18 protein-coding genes are annotated in these 19,415 nt (G+C 50.3%); 2 read left to right on the plus strand and 16 right to left on the minus strand.

The window, feature by feature from the left end; translation table 11 throughout:
• Positions 1-25: 25 nt before the first annotated feature.
• From LIZ87_RS08860 to LIZ87_RS08885, 6 genes are all read right to left on the minus strand, one after another.
• Complete coding sequence (locus LIZ87_RS08860; protein WP_178316885.1) at positions 26-982, minus strand: tripartite tricarboxylate transporter substrate binding protein; 957 nt, start codon at positions 980-982, stop codon at positions 26-28.
• Between the two features lie 73 nt (positions 983-1,055).
• Positions 1,056-2,297 (minus strand): NAD(P)/FAD-dependent oxidoreductase, encoded by a 1,242-nt coding sequence (locus tag LIZ87_RS08865; protein WP_178316884.1) that lies wholly within the window; start codon positions 2,295-2,297, stop codon positions 1,056-1,058.
• Between the two features lie 3 nt (positions 2,298-2,300).
• Positions 2,301-2,699, minus strand: coding sequence for a 4Fe-4S dicluster domain-containing protein (locus LIZ87_RS08870; RefSeq protein ID WP_178316883.1), 399 nt, complete (start codon positions 2,697-2,699; stop codon positions 2,301-2,303).
• Complete coding sequence (locus LIZ87_RS08875) at positions 2,696-3,340, minus strand: TorD/DmsD family molecular chaperone (RefSeq protein WP_178316882.1); 645 nt, start codon at positions 3,338-3,340, stop codon at positions 2,696-2,698. The genes LIZ87_RS08870 and LIZ87_RS08875 overlap by 4 nt, the downstream gene beginning before the upstream one ends.
• A gap of 32 nt (positions 3,341-3,372) precedes the next feature.
• On the minus strand, positions 3,373-3,990 hold the full coding sequence (locus LIZ87_RS08880; RefSeq protein ID WP_178316881.1) for a 4Fe-4S dicluster domain-containing protein: 618 nt from the start codon (positions 3,988-3,990) through the stop codon (positions 3,373-3,375).
• A 4-nt stretch (positions 3,991-3,994) separates the two neighbouring features.
• On the minus strand, positions 3,995-6,598 hold the full coding sequence (locus tag LIZ87_RS08885) for a molybdopterin-dependent oxidoreductase (RefSeq protein WP_227146491.1): 2,604 nt from the start codon (positions 6,596-6,598) through the stop codon (positions 3,995-3,997).
• Positions 6,599-6,777: 179 nt separating this feature from the next.
• Between LIZ87_RS08885 and LIZ87_RS08890 the strand changes: the two genes are divergently transcribed.
• The gene (locus LIZ87_RS08890; protein WP_178314103.1) at positions 6,778-7,665 is read left to right on the plus strand and encodes a LysR family transcriptional regulator; all 888 of its coding nucleotides are present in this window, start codon (positions 6,778-6,780) and stop codon (positions 7,663-7,665) included.
• A gap of 47 nt (positions 7,666-7,712) precedes the next feature.
• Here the strand turns inward: LIZ87_RS08890 and LIZ87_RS08895 are convergent, their stop codons facing one another.
• From LIZ87_RS08895 to LIZ87_RS08915, 5 genes are all read right to left on the minus strand, one after another.
• On the minus strand, positions 7,713-8,873 hold the full coding sequence (locus LIZ87_RS08895) for an acyltransferase family protein (protein ID WP_178314105.1): 1,161 nt from the start codon (positions 8,871-8,873) through the stop codon (positions 7,713-7,715).
• 12 nt (positions 8,874-8,885) lie between these two features.
• The gene (locus LIZ87_RS08900; RefSeq protein WP_178314107.1) at positions 8,886-9,641 is read right to left on the minus strand and encodes an exodeoxyribonuclease III; all 756 of its coding nucleotides are present in this window, start codon (positions 9,639-9,641) and stop codon (positions 8,886-8,888) included.
• 185 nt (positions 9,642-9,826) lie between these two features.
• Positions 9,827-10,312 carry an S-ribosylhomocysteine lyase gene (locus tag LIZ87_RS08905; protein ID WP_178314109.1) on the minus strand — a complete coding sequence of 162 codons (486 nt, stop codon included), beginning with the start codon at positions 10,310-10,312 and terminating at the stop codon, positions 9,827-9,829.
• A 131-nt stretch (positions 10,313-10,443) separates the two neighbouring features.
• Entirely contained in the window at positions 10,444-12,081 is a 1,638-nt protein-coding gene (locus LIZ87_RS08910; protein WP_178314111.1) for an ABC-F family ATP-binding cassette domain-containing protein, read from the minus strand.
• 168 nt (positions 12,082-12,249) lie between these two features.
• On the minus strand, positions 12,250-12,879 hold the full coding sequence (locus tag LIZ87_RS08915) for a hypothetical protein (protein WP_227146493.1): 630 nt from the start codon (positions 12,877-12,879) through the stop codon (positions 12,250-12,252).
• 290 nt (positions 12,880-13,169) lie between these two features.
• Here LIZ87_RS08915 and LIZ87_RS08920 point away from each other — a divergent pair, with 290 nt between their 5' ends.
• Positions 13,170-14,594: a WG repeat-containing protein gene (locus LIZ87_RS08920; RefSeq protein ID WP_227146495.1), complete on the plus strand. Its 1,425-nt coding sequence runs from the start codon at positions 13,170-13,172 to the stop codon at positions 14,592-14,594.
• Positions 14,595-14,857: 263 nt separating this feature from the next.
• Here LIZ87_RS08920 and LIZ87_RS08925 read toward each other — a convergent pair whose 3' ends face one another.
• The 5 genes from LIZ87_RS08925 to LIZ87_RS08945 form a co-directional block, all read right to left on the minus strand.
• On the minus strand, positions 14,858-15,622 hold the full coding sequence (locus tag LIZ87_RS08925) for an amino acid ABC transporter ATP-binding protein (RefSeq protein WP_227146497.1): 765 nt from the start codon (positions 15,620-15,622) through the stop codon (positions 14,858-14,860).
• Positions 15,623-15,642: 20 nt separating this feature from the next.
• On the minus strand, positions 15,643-16,302 hold the full coding sequence (locus LIZ87_RS08930) for an amino acid ABC transporter permease (protein WP_178316780.1): 660 nt from the start codon (positions 16,300-16,302) through the stop codon (positions 15,643-15,645).
• Between the two features lie 172 nt (positions 16,303-16,474).
• On the minus strand, positions 16,475-17,356 hold the full coding sequence (locus LIZ87_RS08935; protein ID WP_178316781.1) for an amino acid ABC transporter substrate-binding protein: 882 nt from the start codon (positions 17,354-17,356) through the stop codon (positions 16,475-16,477).
• Between the two features lie 122 nt (positions 17,357-17,478).
• Positions 17,479-18,633, minus strand: coding sequence for a hypothetical protein (locus LIZ87_RS08940; RefSeq protein ID WP_227146499.1), 1,155 nt, complete (start codon positions 18,631-18,633; stop codon positions 17,479-17,481).
• A 28-nt stretch (positions 18,634-18,661) separates the two neighbouring features.
• Positions 18,662-19,411 carry a mechanosensitive ion channel family protein gene (locus LIZ87_RS08945; RefSeq protein ID WP_227146500.1) on the minus strand — a complete coding sequence of 250 codons (750 nt, stop codon included), beginning with the start codon at positions 19,409-19,411 and terminating at the stop codon, positions 18,662-18,664.
• Between the last annotated feature and the right edge of the window lie 4 nt (positions 19,412-19,415).

The raw sequence follows: 19,415 nt of genomic DNA on the forward strand, positions 1-19,415 counted from the left end.
CTCAGCTTTCTTGATTCTCTTTGTATTATTTTGCCATATTCATGGACTCGATCAGCTGCTTATACATTTCATTTTCTGCCTCGATCCGCTTGCCGAATGTCTCGGAATCCTCGATGATGATCGGATACATTGCATTATTCATGAACTCTGTAAATTTCTCGCTCTTCGCTGCTTCCATAAATGCGTCTTCCAAATATTTCACGATCTCCTCTGGTGTGTCCTTTGGACAGCCCATTCCTCTCCATGCACCGATGGCCACATCATAGCCCAGCTCCTTTGCTGTAGGGATATCCGGAGCCTCTGCCATACGCTCGTCAGCAAGTGCTGCCAGAACACGGAACTCGCCGGAAGCCACATGCGGATATACTTCTGCATAGCTGCAGGAAATAAAGTCCAGATGTCCGCCTAACAGGGATGTGATCATCAGAGAGCCGCCTTCAAATGGTACATGGGTAAATTTCGTTCCGGCTGCCTGCTCCAAAGCTACATTTGCCAGATGCCAGATTGCACCCACGCCGGAGTTTCCAGCCTGGAGTTCTGTTGTCTTGGAAGCCTCCAGCAGCTCATCCAGCGTCTGGTAAGGAGAATCTGCTCTTACTGTGATAACACTGCAGGAGTAGTTTGGCATCATAATAGGTGTCCATTTATCGTAGTAAACATCTCCGCCGGTACCTGCATGCGGCAGCGTCACAAGCTCCACTGCAATATTAGTAATGGTGTAGCCATCCGGTTTTGCATTCTGCCCATAGGACATACCTACTGTGCCGCCGCTTCCGGTCCTGTTTTCAACAGCGATCCCCTTGGGGAATTTGTCCTTTGCGCAATCAACCAGGGCACGGATGATCGTATCGTTTCCTCCTCCCGCTGCAAACGGGCATACCACTGTCACCGGCTTATCGGGATATTCTGCTTTCTTTGCACACCCGGAGCTCACAGTTAAGGCTGCCAGGATCATCAATGCTGCTACCATTCTTTTTTTCATAATTACTACATCCTTTCTTTGCTTTTATATTTTCCAGGCACCACAGTGCCTTAGAATATCATTTTCAGTGTCTTTAAATTAATTTCACTACACTTTCCAGCCTGCTTTTTCTCGCGTCCTCATCAAAGCAGTGGAAATCCGCAATGCTGATCTGAAACAATGATTTTTCCACCTTGCTGACATCGATCTTGTTCTTGATCAGATACTGCCATATCCCTGTTCCTGCCAGATCTCCCTGAAACAGAGCTCCTATTACATAGTCATCCCTGAGGATCAGCTTTTTATAGAGCCGCGGTGTTTCCTGAGTCAATACGGTGTAGTTATCACCGTCTGCCCCTACGCTTCCCACTGACAACATGGGAAGGCCAAAAAAGTTACTGGTATTTTTCGTGCAGAAACGGTCTGTATAGGCCTCACAGCCTCCTGCCATGTTGACAGCTGCAATCCTTCCCTGCTCCATAGCATTAGGCCAAATTCCGGATAGGCCCGTGATATCTCCCGCTGCATATACATTTGGGCAGGATGTCCTCATATAGTCATCCACCTGTATTCCACGGTTGACAAAAATATCTGCATTTCCTAAAATCGATACCCGCGGCCTTACTCCTGCCGCCGCCACGATCACATCACATGGCACGGAGCTTCCGTCAGAAAGTATCACTTCCCTGATGTTATCTTCTGCATCCATCACGGTATCACTGGCTCCTACGCCCAGCCGGAAATGAATGCCTGCGTTTTCAAACAGGGTCTGATATCTTCTGGCACAGACCTCATCTGTCTGCAGGGGCAGGATACGGGAGGCCATTTCCACCACTGTGATGTCTAACGGATAGGACAGCAGGGCATATGCCACGTCCATTCCCACCAGCCCTGATCCCACGATCAAAACTCTTTTTGCAGAAATGCAGGCCTCTTTTATCGCTTTTGCATCCTTCAGATCACGAAATCCGTACACATTTTTCGCATTTCTGAAATTCGGTACAGGAGGGAGTGTATAGGCAGCCCCCGCTGCAAGCAGCAGCTTATCGTATTCCACCGGACCTTTATCGGTCAATACCCTGTTTTTCCCAATATCAACAGATGAAACCTTTACCTTTCCCCGAAAATTGATATCCCTTCTTTCCATAAAGTCAGCCTCGGTAAAGCTCAGCTGCTGCTCCTTTCGTTCTCCTGACAGATACTGGTGCAGCATGCAGCGGGAATAAGGAAATTCATCTTCCGAGAGCATTATGATCTCTTCCCAGGGCTTTCGCTTTGCCAGCTCAGCCGCTGCGGAAATTCCGGCCGGACCGGCTCCTACAATTACAGTCCGCATTCCTTATCCCTCCTCCAGATAGATCGCACGCTTTTCACAGGACTCCACACAGCGTGGTATCTCCTTCTCATCCCCGCAGAAATCACAGCGGGCCACATGCCCTTCCTTTGTGGGAAAGGGAATTCCATAGGGACAATTCATCACACACATATAGCATCTCCCGCACTGCTCTTTGTTGTATGCCAAATGCCCCGTTTCACTGCAATAGCTGATGGCACCGCTCATGCAGCCCTGCATGCAGGAGGGCTTGGGACATTGCCTGCAGATCAGCGGAACATGCCTTCCCTTTGCGTCTCTGCGGATGAGCAGCCTAGATTCTCCATCTGGGAAATGATCCCGGCATGCATCCACACATTTCATGCAGCCATCGCACAGTGTTGAGTCAATAATAATCCGTTTCAAAGCTCCACCTCCAACTGAGACAGACAGCGTACGCTTCCGTAGACCATATTGCACAGTCCTCTGTAATACTCTGTCCGCCCATACAGCATCAGGTCTTCTCTCCACAATGGGATCCATGGCATCATCTGCTCATTGACAAAATCCCTGATATTCCGGATATGCTCTTCTGCCTTTTTCTCCTCGCCGACCTTGACCGCACTCTGATATGCTTCTAACAGCGCCAGGACGAAGCACAGCTCATAGACCAGATAATCTTCCGGCATTCCCTTATCCTGCCGGACGGCAAGTCCGTATTTGCGGTACCATCTGCCAACCTCTGCTGTCTTCTGCTGAAACATCAGCTTGTCCTCATCCATATAGACGGAACCCCAGAAGGGTGCTAACGGCTTCGGTGTTCCTATAAACAGCTGAAGGTAATCCTGCCTCAGGCGCTCCAGCTGGCCGGGATCCCTTTGAAGATCCTCCAGCCAAAATTTCATCTGCTTTACTCCCTGGCAGATATAACGGTCTGTCTGTCCAAAGGGGCTTGCTTCAAAGATTCCCGTTTCCGCCCATCTGGTAAGAGTGGAAAAAGAGATCTCCTCCTCAAATGCGGCAGTCAGTACTGAAAAAAATGTCCATATATGTTTACACTCTGTCATGATATTCTCCCCGTCTCATTTTTTCCCTGCTGTTAGAGCTCTTCCGGCATGTTGCTGACAGAAGCCTCTCCCTTCTCCTGCTCCGGATCTGTCCTTCGGTTTAAGTGAAGCAGTGTTGACGGCTGTGTAACAGAACCAACCGGATAGGTGATCGTTCTATGCTCCTCAGGAACGGGAAAGGTATCCAGATCCACCAGCTTCAGGCAGCGCATTGGGCAGGCTGTCACACAGGCAGGTTCTTTTCTTCTTTTTACCAGCTCCCTGCACAGATCACACTTTTCTGACACACCGGCCTTGCGGTTGAATTGGATGGCTCCATGTGGGCATTTTCCTGCACATAACCGACAGCCCACACATTTTTCAGAATCGATCCACACGATCCCGTCTGCTTCCTTTTGTATGGCTTTCTGGGGACAGGCTGCCACACAAACCGGTTCCTTACAATGATTACAGGCAATGGAAACAGAATAGCTGTATACACCTGCAGCCACTGGAGTCCCACAGGCATCCTCCTGCCATGTTCCTGACACAATGTTATAAACCCTGCGGTAGGAGACGCCGGACGGAAGATTCTTGATGTCCTTACATGCCATCACACACGTTTTGCAGCCAATACATTGGTCCGCATCAAAGTAAAATCCATACCGCATCTCATCACGCTCCTGTTATCCTTGCCTCTGCAGCCGGCCATGTATAATCAGGCGCAAGGGGCTCTCCATTCCATTTTTCAATCTTAACATTCACCGTATTCCAGGCAGACTGGCCTTCTCCACACAGATGGCTTCCCGTGAGGACATTGGGATTCCCTCCCATGTCAATGCCGGAAGAATCATATCTGGTCCAGCCTCCCTGCCCAACCAAAATCACTCCAGGCATGATCAGCGGCGAAAGCCCGATCCGGCGGCGGATACGGCCGTGCCTGCTGGCAATCAGCACGGTATCTCCATGCTTTAAACCCAGCCGCTCCCCATCCTGCCTGTTCATCATAGCCTCGCAGGGGAACAGCTCCCGCAGGACCTTCACATTATCAAAGCCCTGATGGGCGCGGCGCAGGTGATGGATGCTGATCATCTGAAATGGATATTCTCCCTTTTTCTTTTCTTTAAAATCAGCAAAGGTATCCTCATAGCCTTCTGCCTGCGGCACATATTTTGCTATAGGATCGATCGGTGTCAGTCCGAATTCTTCATACCGCTTTACCAGCTCCCCACAGTAAATTTCCAGCTTGCCGCTTTTTGTATGCAGCGGATGATTCTGCGGATCACGTATATAATCCTCATGCTGAACATATCCATATGGATCGCCGGGGTAACGTTTTACCTGATATACTCCTGTCTTCTTAAATTCACTCCAGGGGATCCTTCCCTTTTGCGGCGTGCCCTCAACACCAAACTCTTCTATGTCCTCCTCTGTAAAGCTGAGCAGGGTTTCATATCCCTTTCCGTCCTCCCGGATCACCTTTGCTCCGGAAAGCTCATTAAAGGCGATCTGTTCATCCGGAAGCGGCTGGGCAAGCTTTGGGTCCAGCCCCCACCGCCTGCACAGCTCTGCCTGGATCCAGCTGTCATGACGGCATTCAAACAATGGCTTTGTAACCTGGGAGGAATAGATCAGCAGCTCTCTGTTTGTCTGGATCAGCACATTGCCGAATCTTTCCCAAAAGGAGGATGCCGGAAGAACAATATCAGAGTACTGGCAGTCAGGCGTCATGTGAAGGTCACTGGACACAACAAACTCCACCTTACGGAAAGCCTTTACTGCTGTGTTAAAATCCGGATTTTGATTCATCCTTGCTCCGCAGCCGATTTTCCAGATCATCCTGATATCAATAGGACGTTTTCCGTCCAGAAAATGGGTATGCTCACCATTTACAACCGCCCGCCATACCTCTGACATGGCGATCCCATAGAATTTCCCCGGCTCAAATTTCCCGGCTCCCAGGCTTCCTCCCCCTCTTGGCTGCTCGCAGACAGGATTATCCGGCATTTTAAGCCCTCTGTCTCCCGGATATACCAAAGGCGGTCCTCCAAATACAAGGTTTCCCGCGGACGTTCCAACAGAAACCTCTGCTCCCGATACTCCCACATTTCCGGTCATCCAGCCAACAGTATAGTATGCCTGGGCAAAACGACCGCCCTCATAGGTTCTGGCAGGAGCAAAGCTGGCTTTCATGCTCATGGGCTTTGTGGACGCCATCTCACAGGCCATGCTTTCTATCAGCTCTGCCGGAGTACCGCAGATCTCTGCAGCCCATTCCGGTGTCTTCGGGACTCCATCGTAGGTTCCCAGCACATAATCTTTAAAATTATCCTTTGGATCAGCGTCCTCCGGCATATGTTCTTTATCAAATCCAATGCAGTATGTATCTAAGAAATCCTGGGCCTGCAGATTGTTTTTGATCATATGATAGGCAATTCCCAAAAGCAGCGCCACATCTGTTCCGGGACGGACTGGTATCCACTGGTCTGCCAATGCCTGGGCCGTGGGCGTATACCAGGTATCCACCACAAGGATACGCGCACCCTGTTTTTTCGCCTGGGCATAGTGATAAGTGACATTTCCCTGAGCGCTCCAGGCTGAATTGACAGCCCACAAAACGATCAGCTTTGCATTGCGGATCTCAAAGCGGTCGCTGGTATCCAGCCGTCCGCCGCTCCATTCGCCGATCATCATATTGGCCACTACAGGCATGGCTCCCTGGGAAGCCTGTCCCCAGGTAGTGGTACATCCTCCATAGGCATTGAGCGCTTCTCCGTAATAAAGCCCGGGTATAACTCCCCGCTGTTCAAATCCCGTTGTCAGGATCGAACGGCTGCCGTAGGCCTCCTTGATCCTGGTGACCTCCGAGGCAATGATATCCAGAGCCTCCTCCCATGAGATCCGTTCCCATTCATCGCATCCCCGCAGCTCCCGGTCTCCTCCTCCCGGAGCCCAGTGCTTTCTTTTCAACGGGTATTTCAGCCGCTCTGCTCCAAATATCATCTGGCGCAGTGCGCGTCCTCTGGCACAGCCGCGCTGCTGGGGATAGTCCGGGGAATCCTCGTGCAGATCATCTGTTTTTTGGTAGAGCGCTTTGCCATCTACCACATAGGATCGGTTCACGCATCTGCCGCCGCAATTAAAAAAGCATGCATGTGTCACCCATCTTCCTTCTTCTGCTGCTTCTTCTACCGGTATCAGATAAGACAGATAATGAACATGCTCTGCTTCCTGCTCCCACAGTCTGGCAATCTCAGCATCTTCTAAATCTTTTTTCATTTCTGCTGCGTTCCTTTTCATAAATTTTCCATTTTCTTCCACTCTTTTGTCTTTTTATCTGACATTTCTGTCGACTCTTTTCTTTTTTTATAGTATAATCGAGTGTGTCCTATTTTGTACAATACTTATATTTTGAACAAACTATAGCCTCGGACTATAATGCAAAGGAGATCTCAGGCATGACTTATAATCAACTAAAATATGTGATCAGCGTAGCTGAAAACGGCAGCTTTTCCCGCGCTGCCAAAGAATTATTTATCGCCCAGCCCTCTCTTTCCAATCAGATAAAAGCGCTGGAGGAGGAGCTTGGCACCCCTCTCTTTATCCGCATGCACCACAATCTGAAACTAACAGAAGCAGGACATGATTTTGTGCTGTACTCCAAAAGGATCATCAACGAATTCGAACATCTTCAGAGCCTGATGCAGTCATATTCCTCCTACTCACGCGGCAGCCTTGTTGTCGGTACGCTCAGTAATGCGGGGTATATGGGAATTACCGAGACAATTATGACCTTTCAGAGACTGTATCCAAAGATCAACGTCCGTTTGGTCATGGATCACAGTGACAGGCTGATCGATCTTCTGATGACGCAGGAGGTCGATATTGCTGTCTTAGACACGAATGAAGCAGCCTTAAAGGAAAACGACTTTCAGTATGTCCAGCTGGAGGAAGAGCCCTTCGTGGTGATCCTTCCCAAAAATCACCATCTGGTAGGTCGCACGGCTCTTCAGCTCAAGGACATCAAAAACGAAAAGATCATTCTCCCGCAGGACGGTTCCCATGCCCACTCTGTTATTTCCGGTGCACTTCAAAGCGAAGGAGAACAGCTGCGTCTGTGTGGACAGTGCAGCAGCACAGAGGGCTGCATCCAAATGGTCGGCTGCGGCTTTGGTATCTCAGTCATTCCTTCTTCTATAGCAAAAAGCCTGAAAAATGACAGCTTCCATATCATCCCTCTTATACCGCCCATTCGCCGCAAGATCTATCTGGCCATGCTGAAAACCTCTTATCCGGGTTCTATTTCCGATGAGCTGTTCAGCTTCCTGCAGACGCAGTTTCGATGATCCTTCTATTCCTTAAAAGAAATTCAAAAGGAGCCCTGAGGCTCCTTTTACTGCTTATTTCTATTATTGATCTCATTATATTCGTGCGCCTTCCGGCCTCTCCCGGCTTTATACAGCTGCCACGGCCACAAAAACAGCAGCATCAGCCCAAAGGCAACGGCAAAGACCGCCAGGCAGGCTTTGTAGCCTGGCATTTCAAACATGGGGATGTAGGCAGTTCCTGTGGCCTTTTCGATTGCCTCGATCACCAGATAGATGGCAAAGGTCTGGAGAGCGAACAGCGGCAGGGAATTGCGGCCGCAAAACCTCAGGAACCGGGAGCCTTTCAGGAGAAGGGCAGCCATCATCAGGGCCGCTATCCCCAGGAAGGCAGCCGTATAGTAATAAGGCGCTCCCACGTACACGCAATCGCAGATATTTACATATCCAAAAAGCCTGGGGCCAAAGTAGAAGCTTAAGGCGGTAAACAGCGGGAACAGGAAGGGCGCCATGGGACGCAGCTTTGGGATTCCTCCCCACTTTGCTATGCCCCAGCCTGCCAGCAGGAAGACGGCGGCGCAGAGGGCCGAATCCATTTTCCAGGGAAGGCGTTCTCCCACAGGAAGGAAGGGATCGATCCTGCGTATGTGGACGGCTATGACAGCCAGCAGGAGCAGACTGTAGCATTTTATCAGAAAATGCCTCTTTCCAAACAGCTTAAACCAGCTATAAGCCATAAGCTCCGCCAGAAACAGGGCGATCAGAAACCAGGCCTGGCCCACATAGAGGTTGCGGGGCTGGGTGTAGTAAAAGCTCCAGATAAGCTGGGTCCTCCATCCGTCTGCCAGCACCGGGAGACGGTAGGACGGACGCAGCATACAGACCAGAAAGGCAGCTCCCACGATCACAAGGTAGGGGATCAGCCGCTTTTTCCACTTTTCTTTCAGGAAATGCCCGTAGCCGCTGTAACGCTCAGGCTTAAAGGTCATGCCTGACAGGAAGAAAAATGCAGGCATGTGGAAGGTAAATATCCAGTTGGAAGGCCAATCGTGGAGCAGCAGGATATGCCCCAGGACAGTTGCCATAAGGGCCATGCCCTTTGCCGTGTCGATCTCCGGCTGCCTGGACAGCGCCCGGCTGGCTGCGGCGGACGCATTCTCCTTGGCGGGCGTTGCGGCGGCCGCTTTCTCCGTAACAAACGTTTTCTCTGCAATGGTCTTTGCTTCCATAACAGGCATCCTTTACTCCAAAACCAGCTCCACCGGGCAGTGGTCGGAGCCAAAGATATCTGTGTGGATATCCACACTTACAAGGCGCGGCTTTAAAGCTTCGGAAACGCAGAAGTAGTCAATGCGCCACCCTGCATTTTTCTCTCTGGCCTTAAAACGGTAGGACCACCAGGAGTAGATGCCCTCCTTGTCCGGGTTGAAATAGCGCCAGGTGTCAATGAAGCCTGCCTCTAAGAGTGTTGTGAATTTTCCGCGTTCCTCATCGGTGAAGCCTGCATTTTTCCGGTTGGTCTTTGGGTTCTTTAAGTCGATCTCCTTGTGAGCCACGTTTAAGTCTCCGCAGAAGACCACAGGCTTTTTCTCCTCCAGGCTCTTTAAATAGGCCAGGAAATCGTCCTCCCACTGCATCCTGTAGTCCAGCCTTGCAAGGCCGTCCTGGGAATTGGGGGTATAGCAGGTCACCACATAGTAATCCTCAAACTCCGCCGTGATCACCCGCCCCTCCTGGTCGTGCTCCTCCATGCCGATCCCATAGGACACGGAAAGAGGCTCTGTTTTTGTAAACACAGCTGTGCCGGAATATCCCTTCTTTTTGGCATAGTTCCAGTACTGGTGATAGCCTGGAAGCTCCAGCTCGATCTGTCCCTCCTGGAGCTTGCTTTCCTGTATACAGAATATATCTGCGTCCGCTTCCTCGAAATAATCTAAAAATCCTTTTCCCACACAGGCTCTGAGGCCATTGACGTTCCAGGATATGAGTTTTGTCATCTTTCTGCTCCTTTTCTATGAAAGTCCTGCCGCCGTGAGGCGGCATGTATTCAGGTATGCCCAATGCGCCAGCCAGACTTTCGCGGTGCGGCGGCACGTCCGCCCGCCAGGCGCATGCAGGTTTTCTATACGTGCTTTTGGAATCTCCTTATGTCTGATTTTGTGAGCTGCTCAAGGTACGGCTATTACTCCGGGTAAACCAGCCTGGACTCCGGGTACTCATCGATATGGTATAATACCTCCAGATATTTCTTTGCCAGGTAATTTGCCATTCCCAGATTCATGTCAAGATAATTTCCGCAGTCCTTTGCCGCTGCTCCGGGAACCTCTCCCCGGAAATCACGGATAAACTCATACATTTCCACCATGAGCGGCAGGATCCTGCGGGAATCGTAATCCCCTGCCAGCAAAAGATAAAAGCCCGTTCTGCAGCCCATTGGTCCAAAGTAGACCGTCTTTTCCCCATATTCCTTATGGTTGCGCAGAAAAGTAGCGCCCAGATGCTCGATGGTGTGCATTTCCGCTGTGTTCATCACCGGCTCCTCGTTGGGCGAGGTCATGCGCAGGTCGAAGGTAGTGACAACACTGTTTCCCACCTTGTCCTTCCTGGATACGTACACGCCGGGCTGCAATTTTATATGGTCAATGGTAAAGCTCGCGATTTTTTCCATTTGTGTAACCTCCTTTTGAATGCTATGTACTCTTGAAATCTCTTTGTGTCCAGTACATTACCGTTTACTTAAAATGGAAGAAGGGTGCTGCAATCAATGCAGCGCCCTGCTCTCTTTCCTTCTTGCTGTGATCAATCGTCTTCCTCATCGCTGGCTGCAACTGTAAAGGTAAATCTCTTGCGCGCCATCTCATCGCTGGCCAGATATTCATCGTAGGTAGTGATCTTATCGATCAGCTTGCCGCCGATGATCTCCATGATGCGGTTGGCCGTGGTCTGGACGATCTGGTGGTCACGGGATGAGAAGATCATCACGCCTGGGAACTTGATCATGCCGCGGTTCAGTGCGTCGATGGATTCCATGTCCAGATGGTCCGTTGGCTCATCCAGCATCAGCACATTGGCACCGGAGATCATAAGCTTTGACAGCATGCAACGGACCTTCTCTCCTCCTGAGAGGACCTTTACTTTCTTTACGCCGTCCTCTCCTGCAAAGAGCATACGTCCCAAAAAGCCGCGGACATAGGTCACATCCTTTTCAGGTGAATACTGGGTCAGCCATTCCACAATCGTGTCATCGTTGTTGAACTCATGGGAGTTATCCTTGGGGAAATAGGACTGTGTGGTGGTAAGTCCCCACTTGTAATTTCCCTCGTCAGGCTCCATCTCCCCGGACAGGATCTTAAACAGAACGGTCTTTGCCCGCTCATTTGGTCCTACCAGGGCCACCTTATCCTCACGTCCCAGGATAAAGGAGATATCATCCAGGATCTTCTCGCCATCAATGGTCTTGCTCAAATGCTCTACGGTCAGGACCTCGTTGCCGATCTCACGGGCAGGACGGAAGTCAATGTAGGGGTATTTGCGGCTGGAGGGCTTAATGTCATCCAGCTCGATCTTTTCCAGAGCACGCTTACGGGAGGTAGCCTGCTTTGACTTGGAAGCATTGGCAGAGAAGCGCTGGATGAACTCCTGGAGCTCCTTGATCTTCTCCTCCTTTTTGCGGTTGGCTTCCTTCATCTGCTTGATGATCAGCTGGCTGGACTCAACCCAGAAGTCATAGTTACCTGCATACAGCTGGATCTTTCCATAGTCAATATCTGCGATCTGTGTGCAGACCTTATTTAAGAAATAACGGTCATGGGATACCACGATGACGGTATTTTCAAAATTGATAAGGAACTCCTCCAGCCATGCAATCGCGTCCAGATCCAGGTGGTTGGTAGGCTCGTCGAGAAGCAGGATGTCCGGATTTCCAAACAGTGCCTGGGCTAAAAGCACCTTCACCTTCTGTGCTCCCAGAAGAGTGTTCATCTGGGCATAGTGAAGCTCCGGTTCAATGCCTAAGCCGTTCAGCAGGCTCTCTGCATCGGACTCTGCCTCCCAGCCGTTCATGGTGGCAAACTCGCCCTCCAGCTCAGCAGCCTTGATGCCATCCTCGTCTGTGAAGTCCTCCTTCATGTAGATGGCTTCCTTTTCCTTCATGATCTGATACAGTCTGGCATTGCCCATAATGACCGTATCGAGCACGGTATACTCATCGTATTTGAAATGGTCCTGCTGCAAAAAGGACAGCCTCTGTCCCGGTGTAATAGCAACCTCGCCGCTGGTAGGCTCCAGCTGGCCGGAAAGAATGCGCAGGAAGGTAGATTTTCCTGCTCCGTTGGCGCCGATCAGGCCATAGCAGTTGCCTTCTGTAAACTTGATATTTACATCCTCAAACAATGCCTTCTTGCCCACACGAAGAGATATGTTATTTGCACTAATCATGTTTCTTAACCTTTCTGATAATCTTTTTTCGTTCTGTCCCTTTTTTGGAACATATGTTAATAGTTTTCTCGCTAAAAGAGGGGTCATGCTTTGGCCCCTCTTTCATAGCTTGTTCAATATCAGATTGTACAGGGAAATGCGGTAGTTTGCAAGGGTTTTTGCAAAATTTTAAAGTGCCTCCACCATAATCGGGAAATTGGAGTTCAGGGCACTTATATAGGTTACTCTCACCTGGTCGCCGCTGTCTCTGTTCAGTGCCCCTTCTTCTATGGGGCAGTTGTCCTTCATAAAGCTAAGCTCCTGTCCTCCCTCTGTCTTTAAGGTAAAGGTACTCATGGCGTTAGCCGTGGTCTCGCCGGACACCTCCTCAAAGCTCCACTCCTCCTGCTCCGGCAGCGCCACCACCATGACGGCATCCTTATGGTCCCCGGTTTCCGTGACACAGGCAATGGCGATCTGTTTGTCCTTCTCGATGTCTGTCTCCACGTCCCGGATATCGGAAAGCTTAAGCTTATAAGTCTCTCCATCATCGGCCGCAAGCTCAAAGCTCAGCCCATCCTCCGCAACCTCTTTTACCGTTCCCTGGAGCATGTAATAGGCTGTTTCTCCCAGCTGCTCCTCTGAGGAATCCACCGGTTCCGTCGGTTCGGCGGCCTTTGTGGTCTCAGTGACGGAGGACTCTGCCTGTGCAGCCGTTGTCGGCTCAGTGGCCTCCGTACCCGTCTTCTTTCCGCAGCCCGCTGCCAGGACGACGGCTGCGGCTATTGCTGCAGCTATCCTATATGGATGTTTTTTCATGTTCTTTCTCTCCTTCCCTTATGCCAAACCTATTATTCTATGAAGAATACCATCATAAGGAAGGAATTTCAAGGAATTTTCTATTAAACATTTCTTATATTCCCTCTCCGCTGTACTCCTCCCGATTTTCAATTGCCCGGACTTCCGGCAACAACTGGGATCCTCCGGTGAAACCCGGATCACGAAAGGAATGCCCTTTATAAAGAAAAACGTAAGATAAACCATATCCAAAATGTAAATGAAACTGTCTGAGAATATGATATAGTGATGGTAAAGGAAAGGAGACGATCATGAAACGAATAAACTATACAGGAACAAAGCAGACCCTGCTCCTGGCAGTGTTAACAGCTTCTATGTCCTTGTCTGCCTGCGCTGCAGGGACACCAAAGGAAACTCTTCCGGCAGCCTCTGAAACGTTTGCGGATGCTTCAGGGACACAAGATACCCCGGACACCACAGCTGACGATATCTTGGAGATCAGCGGCGGTGGATACGAACATACCCTGGAAGACCTTCTTCCCTCCTTTGTGGGAGCCTGGCAGCTTAACAGCGCTCTCACTGAGAAATACTTAAAAACATATGATTCCCTGCAGTCCATGTTCGGCACCGGTCTTGGCTCCTATGGAGCCTCCATGGAGATCGATGAGGACGGCTCCTTCCGTTACTACATTGGGATCGGCCTCGGAGGCACCGGCAAATGCGAGGCCGGGGATGACGGACTCCGTGTCGCCGTTACTCCCTATGAGGAGCATTCCGCCGAAGAGGAGATCCGCCACCTGAAACTGGCCCAGGAGCAAAGCCTTCCCTGCGTGATCATGGAATATGACGGCGAGGATCTGTACTGGACCCCGGATGAGACCGCGCTGCCCAATTATGAGCAAGATGGAAAAACTTATCAGAAAGTGGAGGACCTAAAGGACGGCGGATACCGCTGGGCCAGTGTCCTTACACAGGCAGCAGTTCATAAGGACCAGTCCGGCAACGAGCAGGCGGACTATGACTCCCAGATGAAAACCTTTGAAAACCTGGAAAACAAAACCTCCCTCCAGGTCCGCCGTTTTGATAATCTTTTATATTCGGCAGGAGATCACCTGATCTTTGAGTATGATGGAACTGTCAATGTATCCAAAAAGGATGACCTTTACCACCCGGTGCTCACCTTTGACATCGGTTCCACCCATGGTATTGTCACCAGAGTTCCAGGCGGCTATATGGTCGGGGACGACAAGGCCTGTACTATCTCCTTCTATGATGAAGCCTTCCAGCCTATGAAATCCGTCACCGGATACCGCTATCTGGAAAACGGCACCTGCTATAAGGACGGCCTTATGGCAGTCCGGGATATGGAAACCGGGCTTATGGGCTTTATGGATGAATCGGGAGACATTGCCATTCCCTGCGAATATGCATATGTCAGCGATTTCTCCAACGGCTGCGCCTCTGTCCTTGCAAATGCCCAGCTCATCTCCTACACGGAGGATAACGGAACGGTTCCCATGTTTGATGCAAAAGGCGGACAGTGGGGCATCATCAATACCAGCGGTTCCTATGTATTGGAGCCCTCTGACCGCTTTGCCAACACAGACTCCTCTGATCCCGGCATCAGCTATTACTGCGGTGCGAGACGTTTCTCCCTTGTGAGGGCAGACAAGACGGTTGATTTTCTCGCCATTGATGAGGATCAGAGGGTCATAGAGACCGTGAAGCTGCCGTAGTATACCGGCATACTCAGCGCTTCAAGGCAGACCTCCAACCCCGCCAGTACAGGATCATACCTGCATGGCGTACACACATTCTTATAATAAGCCATTTCATATTTTGTGACAGATCCAAAATGGGCCACACCGTCCTTTCACAGACAGTATGGCCCGCTTTTTCATTTTTCAAGCATACGAAAACGCCTTCCTGCACTATGGCAGCCAGCCTGCAGCGCATTTTCCTGCACACATTGCCCCATAGAGCTGGGCGCTTTCGTTTCTTACAGGATCGCTCCGTAGCGTCCTAAAAAGCTCTGTGTCCGCTCATTATCAGAGGCAAATACCTTCTCCGGGGAGCCTTCCTCCACAATGACGCCTCCTGCCATGAAGATCACTCTGTGGGAAATATCCCGTGCAAATGCCATCTCGTGGGTGACGATCACCATGGCAATGTCCAGATCCGCCAGGGATTTGATGACCTTCAGGACTTCCCCTGTCAGCTCCGGATCCAGGGCGGAGGTGGGCTCATCAAAAAAGAGGATCTTCGGTTTTAATGCCAGGGCTCTTGCAATGGCTACACGCTGGCACTGGCCGCCGGAGAGCTGGCAGGGATACGCATTTTCCTTATCCTCCAGGCCCATTTTTTTCAGAAGCTCTCTGGCTTCCTTATAAACCGTCTCTTTGTCCCGCTTCTGTACATGAATGGGGGCGTCTGTGATATTTTTCATAACAGAGAAATGAGGAAACAGGTTAAAATTCTGGAAAACCAGGCCATATTGGCTCTGTATCTCCTTCAGCTCCTTTTTTCCCGCATAGGCCACCTGTCCATTCTCGCCTGTCCAGGCTGCTTTCTGTCCCAGATAAATGATCTCTCCGCTGTCCATGGTTTCCAGCATCGTGGCACACCGCAGCAGGGTGGATTTGCCGGAGCCGGAGGGACCGATGATGGATACGATCTCCCCTTCCTCCACACTCATGGAAATATCCTTGATAACGGATAACTCTCCAAAGGACTTTTCCACATGATTCAGTTCCAAAAGCTTCATAATCCACAATCCTCCTGCTTCTAGCGGTAATAATCCAGCTTCTTTTCCAGCCATTCCATGGCAACTGCAACGATCAGGTTAAATATATAGTAGAACAGGCCTGCTGCCACAAAGGGCATCATGCTTGTCTGAGAAGATGCCAGGCTTTTTGCCATGGAGAACATTTCCGCAACGCTTAGGGTAAATGCCAGGGAGGTATCCTTTACAAGGGTGATGACCTCATTTGTGACAGAGGGCAGAATGCGCTTTATCACCTGTGGAAGGATGATCTTAAAAAAGGTCTGGAACCTGCTGTAGCCCAGGATCTTGGCAGCCTCATACTGGCCTGCCGGCATGGACTGGATCCCGCTCCTGTATATCTCTGCAAAGTATGCCGCATAGTTAATGACAAAGCCGATCATGGCAGCCCATATGCGGTAGCCGTTGCCCAGCTTCAGTCCAAAAAGATAATAAGGGCCGAAATAGACCACCATCAGCTGGAGCATAAGAGGTGTTCCTCTCATAATTGATATATAGACCTTTACCACTGACTGGAGGAACCTGTTTTTTGACATGCGTCCAAAGGCCACAATAAGGCCCAATGGCAGCGAAAAAACCAGGGTGACCATAAATATCTGTATGCTCGTCCCCATTCCCCCTGCCAGCTGTATCACCATCTGCTGGATCGTCATTTTACCCATTTCTTCTTACCTGCTTTCACATTTGCTTATCCTGAAAACACCGAAAGCCGCTTAGGCAATCACCTGCCTGGCGGCTTTTCCAAGGCGCCGGAAGCCCAGTCGGCCCAATTCCGGCGCCATTGCACGGCTGCATAGACAACCATACTTCCATTTCGCTGCACTTCTTCCTGCTTTACTTTCCGATGGTTGTAACGTCCTCGCCGAACCACTTCTCGGAGATCGTCTTTAAGGTTCCGTCTGCTGCCATCTCCTCTAAGGCTGCCTGGACCTTATCTCTCAATTCCTCGTTGCCCTTCTTAAAGCCAACTCCGTACTCCTCTGCGGAAAGGGAATCCTCCAGAATGGTAAAGTCTGCATTTCTCTGCTGGATCTGATAGCCTGCTACGATCACGTCCATGGCAATGGCATCCACTGCCCCCTGCTCCAGGTCCATAAAGGCTGTGTTGTAATCGGCTGTGGTAAGGAGCTCCTTAAAGCTTCCTGTCAGCTCCGGCACTTCCTTCAGTGCTGCCTCAGCAGAGGAATCCGCCTGAACCTCTACTACCTTTCCTGCCAAGTCTGCCTGACCGGCAATACCGGAATCATTAGCCACTACAAATACCTGGGTATTTGCCATATAGGGCTCTGTCCATGTATAATCATCCTCACGGCCGGTAATGGTAAAGCCGTTCCAGATACAGTCAATGTTTCCTGCCTCTAATTCCATATCCTTTGCATCCCAGGCAATGGGCTGAGGCTTATACTCCAGACCCAGACGCTTCGCGGTCTCCTGAGCCAGCTCCAGATCAAAGCCTGTGAACTCACCATCATTTCCCACAAAGCCCATGGGCGGGAAATCCTGGTCAAAGCCTACGATGAAGGTGCCGCCTGTGCTCTCTGCTGCAGCTGTCTCCTCTTCTGTGGTCTCCTCCGCCTCCTCACTGGACTCGGCTGCTTCGGTTTCTGCTGCTGTGGCAGCTGGAGCTGCGGTTGTCTCTGCCGGTTTGCTCCCACAAGCTGCAAGGGATAATGCCATTACAGATGCAAGTGCTGCACATAATGCTCTTTTTTTCATAATAATAGATCCTCCTCTTTCACACAATAAAATGTATGGTGTGCTTTTCATTTGGCACGTTATCATATTAGCATACTAAAGTAATTGTGTAAAGAGGAATTTTTCTTTTTACAGATAACCGATCAGTTCCTATAATTTTCCCAATCGAAAAGCACATAAACGCCAGCTTCACCCTGCTGCCAGCCTGTATCCTTCCATACCATACCAACATTCATATTTTCCCAGCCATCCTCTGATATCAACCTATCATAGGCAACAACACCATTTTCCACTCGTACCCTATATTCCAGATCATCCCCTCCGGGGACATGATTGAAGGAGAAGTCAACACTCTCGCCGTTGTATAAGTATGCATCACGAAATTCTCCTTGATATCTGCTGTTATAGGTGCTTCCTGCCGGCGCATCTTCTAAATATACGGTGAGTTCTCCCTGTCCGTTTGCCAGACTGTGTGAAAACCGGCCTTTATAATACGAATGCTGTGTATACGCTTCACTGTAAAAGACTTCTGCACAGCTGCCATAACCATTTGCATGCTGGTTGCTGACTTCACCTAAAAATACATTTCTCAAGGTAAAATTATTGGCACCATCTTCTTCCCCGTAAAGTGACATTGCTTTTCCATTCACAAAATCCACCCTGTACGCCATTCCATCCATATACAAATACGGCATTTCTTCTTCATTATCCACCATATCGAACTGGCCGTATTCCAGCTTATTTCTCAATTCTGAAAATAACGGCTCCCCCATGATGGCCTCTGCCGCCGCTGTATCCTCACTTTCCATTGCCGCCCAAAGCCTGTCCAGATAAGCCTGTTCCTCCTCTGCCAATGGTATTCCTGCCGATGGATCAAACTCTGCTCCGCTCTCCGCCTGGGCCTCTGTCACGACGGGCGGCTGGCTTTCCACAGCTCCTGCTGTTTCCTCCGCCACAGCACTCTCCCCAGCTGTCTCTGCTGCTGCCTCCCTCACAGGCCTTCTCCCGCCTGACAGCATCACATGCACTGCAGCCACTGTGCAGAAGGACAGCGTAAGTCCATACTGCATCCGCTTCATCATCCTTCTGAAGCCCTTTTTTCTGCCATCCTCTGCCTCTGTACGATCCTGAACAGCCGCCTGCAGCCCGTCCTCTTCCCTCCCATAAAATTCCCTGGTCTGGTATATTTCATGGCCGCGGGCGCTCTCCTCCCGGCTGCTCTGGTAAAACTCCTCTGCCCCCTGGTATATTTCCATATCCCAAAGTTCCCTTCCGCTGCCGTATTCATCTGTTCTCATATGACGCCTCTGCCTCCGTACTCTGCCCTTACTCATGGGATATTTTTATATTCCTCTTCCCAAGCTCCAGGTACAGCTCACGGTTTAAAATACGGCGGCCGGAGAAGATATCCCTTTCCTCCACATCGGCCATGAACCGCAAAAGCAGCCCCTGCTTTTTCAGCTCCTGCACACCGATATAAGCGGGTGTATGTAAAAAGATATCCTTATGCCTTCCGTATATCTCCTCCAGAATACCCGGGAGCTGTTCCTCCACCTTTACTAAGTCCTCCTCATAGGATACTCCGATATCACAGATCGCCCTGGAAATATCAGAGGAGAGGTTTACCATATTTTTAATGTTGGAATTATTCACGATCTTCAGATTATCGCCTGCATCCCGCACACTGATGGTCCTGATCCCGATCTTTTCCACGGAGCCGCGGTAGCCGTCCACTTCCACCACATCACCCACATTAAACTGGTTCTCAAAGATCATGAAAAGCCCTGTTATCACATCTGCGATCAGGCTTTCCGCGCTGAAGCCTACGATCAATGCCACGATCCCTACACTGGCAAAGATCATGTTCACATCAACGCCCAAAATGCTTAAGACCCAGGTCAGGCCTACGATGAAGGTCACATACTGTATCAGGCTGTAGATCAGCGTGATCACTGTCTGGATGCGGTGGTTCTGGGCCTTGATCCTTCCCAAACCTCCCTTCACTGCGATGGTAATGATCATAAGTCCTACGATCACAATCACGACTCTGGCTGCTGCCGGTAATGCTTCAAACATACTC

It is taken from the genome of Lacrimispora sp. 210928-DFI.3.58, from assembly GCF_020554865.1.
Lineage (GTDB): Bacteria > Bacillota > Clostridia > Lachnospirales > Lachnospiraceae > Enterocloster.

What these genes read in the sequence shown, in the direction of transcription:
- LIZ87_RS08860 (WP_178316885.1), bottom strand. Translation starts at nt 982, where the DNA reads ATGAAAAAAAGAATGGTAGCAGCATTGATGATCCTGGCAGCCTTAACT.
- LIZ87_RS08865 (WP_178316884.1), bottom strand. Translation starts at nt 2,297, where the DNA reads ATGCGGACTGTAATTGTAGGAGCCGGTCCGGCCGGAATTTCCGCAGCG.
- LIZ87_RS08875 (WP_178316882.1), bottom strand. Translation starts at nt 3,340, where the DNA reads ATGACAGAGTGTAAACATATATGGACATTTTTTTCAGTACTGACTGCC.
- LIZ87_RS08880 (WP_178316881.1), bottom strand. Translation starts at nt 3,990, where the DNA reads ATGCGGTATGGATTTTACTTTGATGCGGACCAATGTATTGGCTGCAAA.
- LIZ87_RS08885 (WP_227146491.1), bottom strand. Translation starts at nt 6,598, where the DNA reads ATGAAAAAAGATTTAGAAGATGCTGAGATTGCCAGACTGTGGGAGCAG.
- LIZ87_RS08890 (WP_178314103.1), top strand. Translation starts at nt 6,778, where the DNA reads ATGACTTATAATCAACTAAAATATGTGATCAGCGTAGCTGAAAACGGC.
- LIZ87_RS08895 (WP_178314105.1), bottom strand. Translation starts at nt 8,873, where the DNA reads ATGGAAGCAAAGACCATTGCAGAGAAAACGTTTGTTACGGAGAAAGCG.
- LIZ87_RS08900 (WP_178314107.1), bottom strand. Translation starts at nt 9,641, where the DNA reads ATGACAAAACTCATATCCTGGAACGTCAATGGCCTCAGAGCCTGTGTG.
- LIZ87_RS08905 (WP_178314109.1), bottom strand. Translation starts at nt 10,312, where the DNA reads ATGGAAAAAATCGCGAGCTTTACCATTGACCATATAAAATTGCAGCCC.
- LIZ87_RS08910 (WP_178314111.1), bottom strand. Translation starts at nt 12,081, where the DNA reads ATGATTAGTGCAAATAACATATCTCTTCGTGTGGGCAAGAAGGCATTG.
- LIZ87_RS08915 (WP_227146493.1), bottom strand. Translation starts at nt 12,879, where the DNA reads ATGAAAAAACATCCATATAGGATAGCTGCAGCAATAGCCGCAGCCGTC.
- LIZ87_RS08920 (WP_227146495.1), top strand. Translation starts at nt 13,170, where the DNA reads ATGAAACGAATAAACTATACAGGAACAAAGCAGACCCTGCTCCTGGCA.
- LIZ87_RS08925 (WP_227146497.1), bottom strand. Translation starts at nt 15,622, where the DNA reads ATGAAGCTTTTGGAACTGAATCATGTGGAAAAGTCCTTTGGAGAGTTA.
- LIZ87_RS08930 (WP_178316780.1), bottom strand. Translation starts at nt 16,302, where the DNA reads ATGGGTAAAATGACGATCCAGCAGATGGTGATACAGCTGGCAGGGGGA.
- LIZ87_RS08935 (WP_178316781.1), bottom strand. Translation starts at nt 17,356, where the DNA reads ATGAAAAAAAGAGCATTATGTGCAGCACTTGCATCTGTAATGGCATTA.
- LIZ87_RS08940 (WP_227146499.1), bottom strand. Translation starts at nt 18,633, where the DNA reads ATGAGAACAGATGAATACGGCAGCGGAAGGGAACTTTGGGATATGGAA.
- LIZ87_RS08945 (WP_227146500.1), bottom strand. Translation starts at nt 19,411, where the DNA reads ATGTTTGAAGCATTACCGGCAGCAGCCAGAGTCGTGATTGTGATCGTA.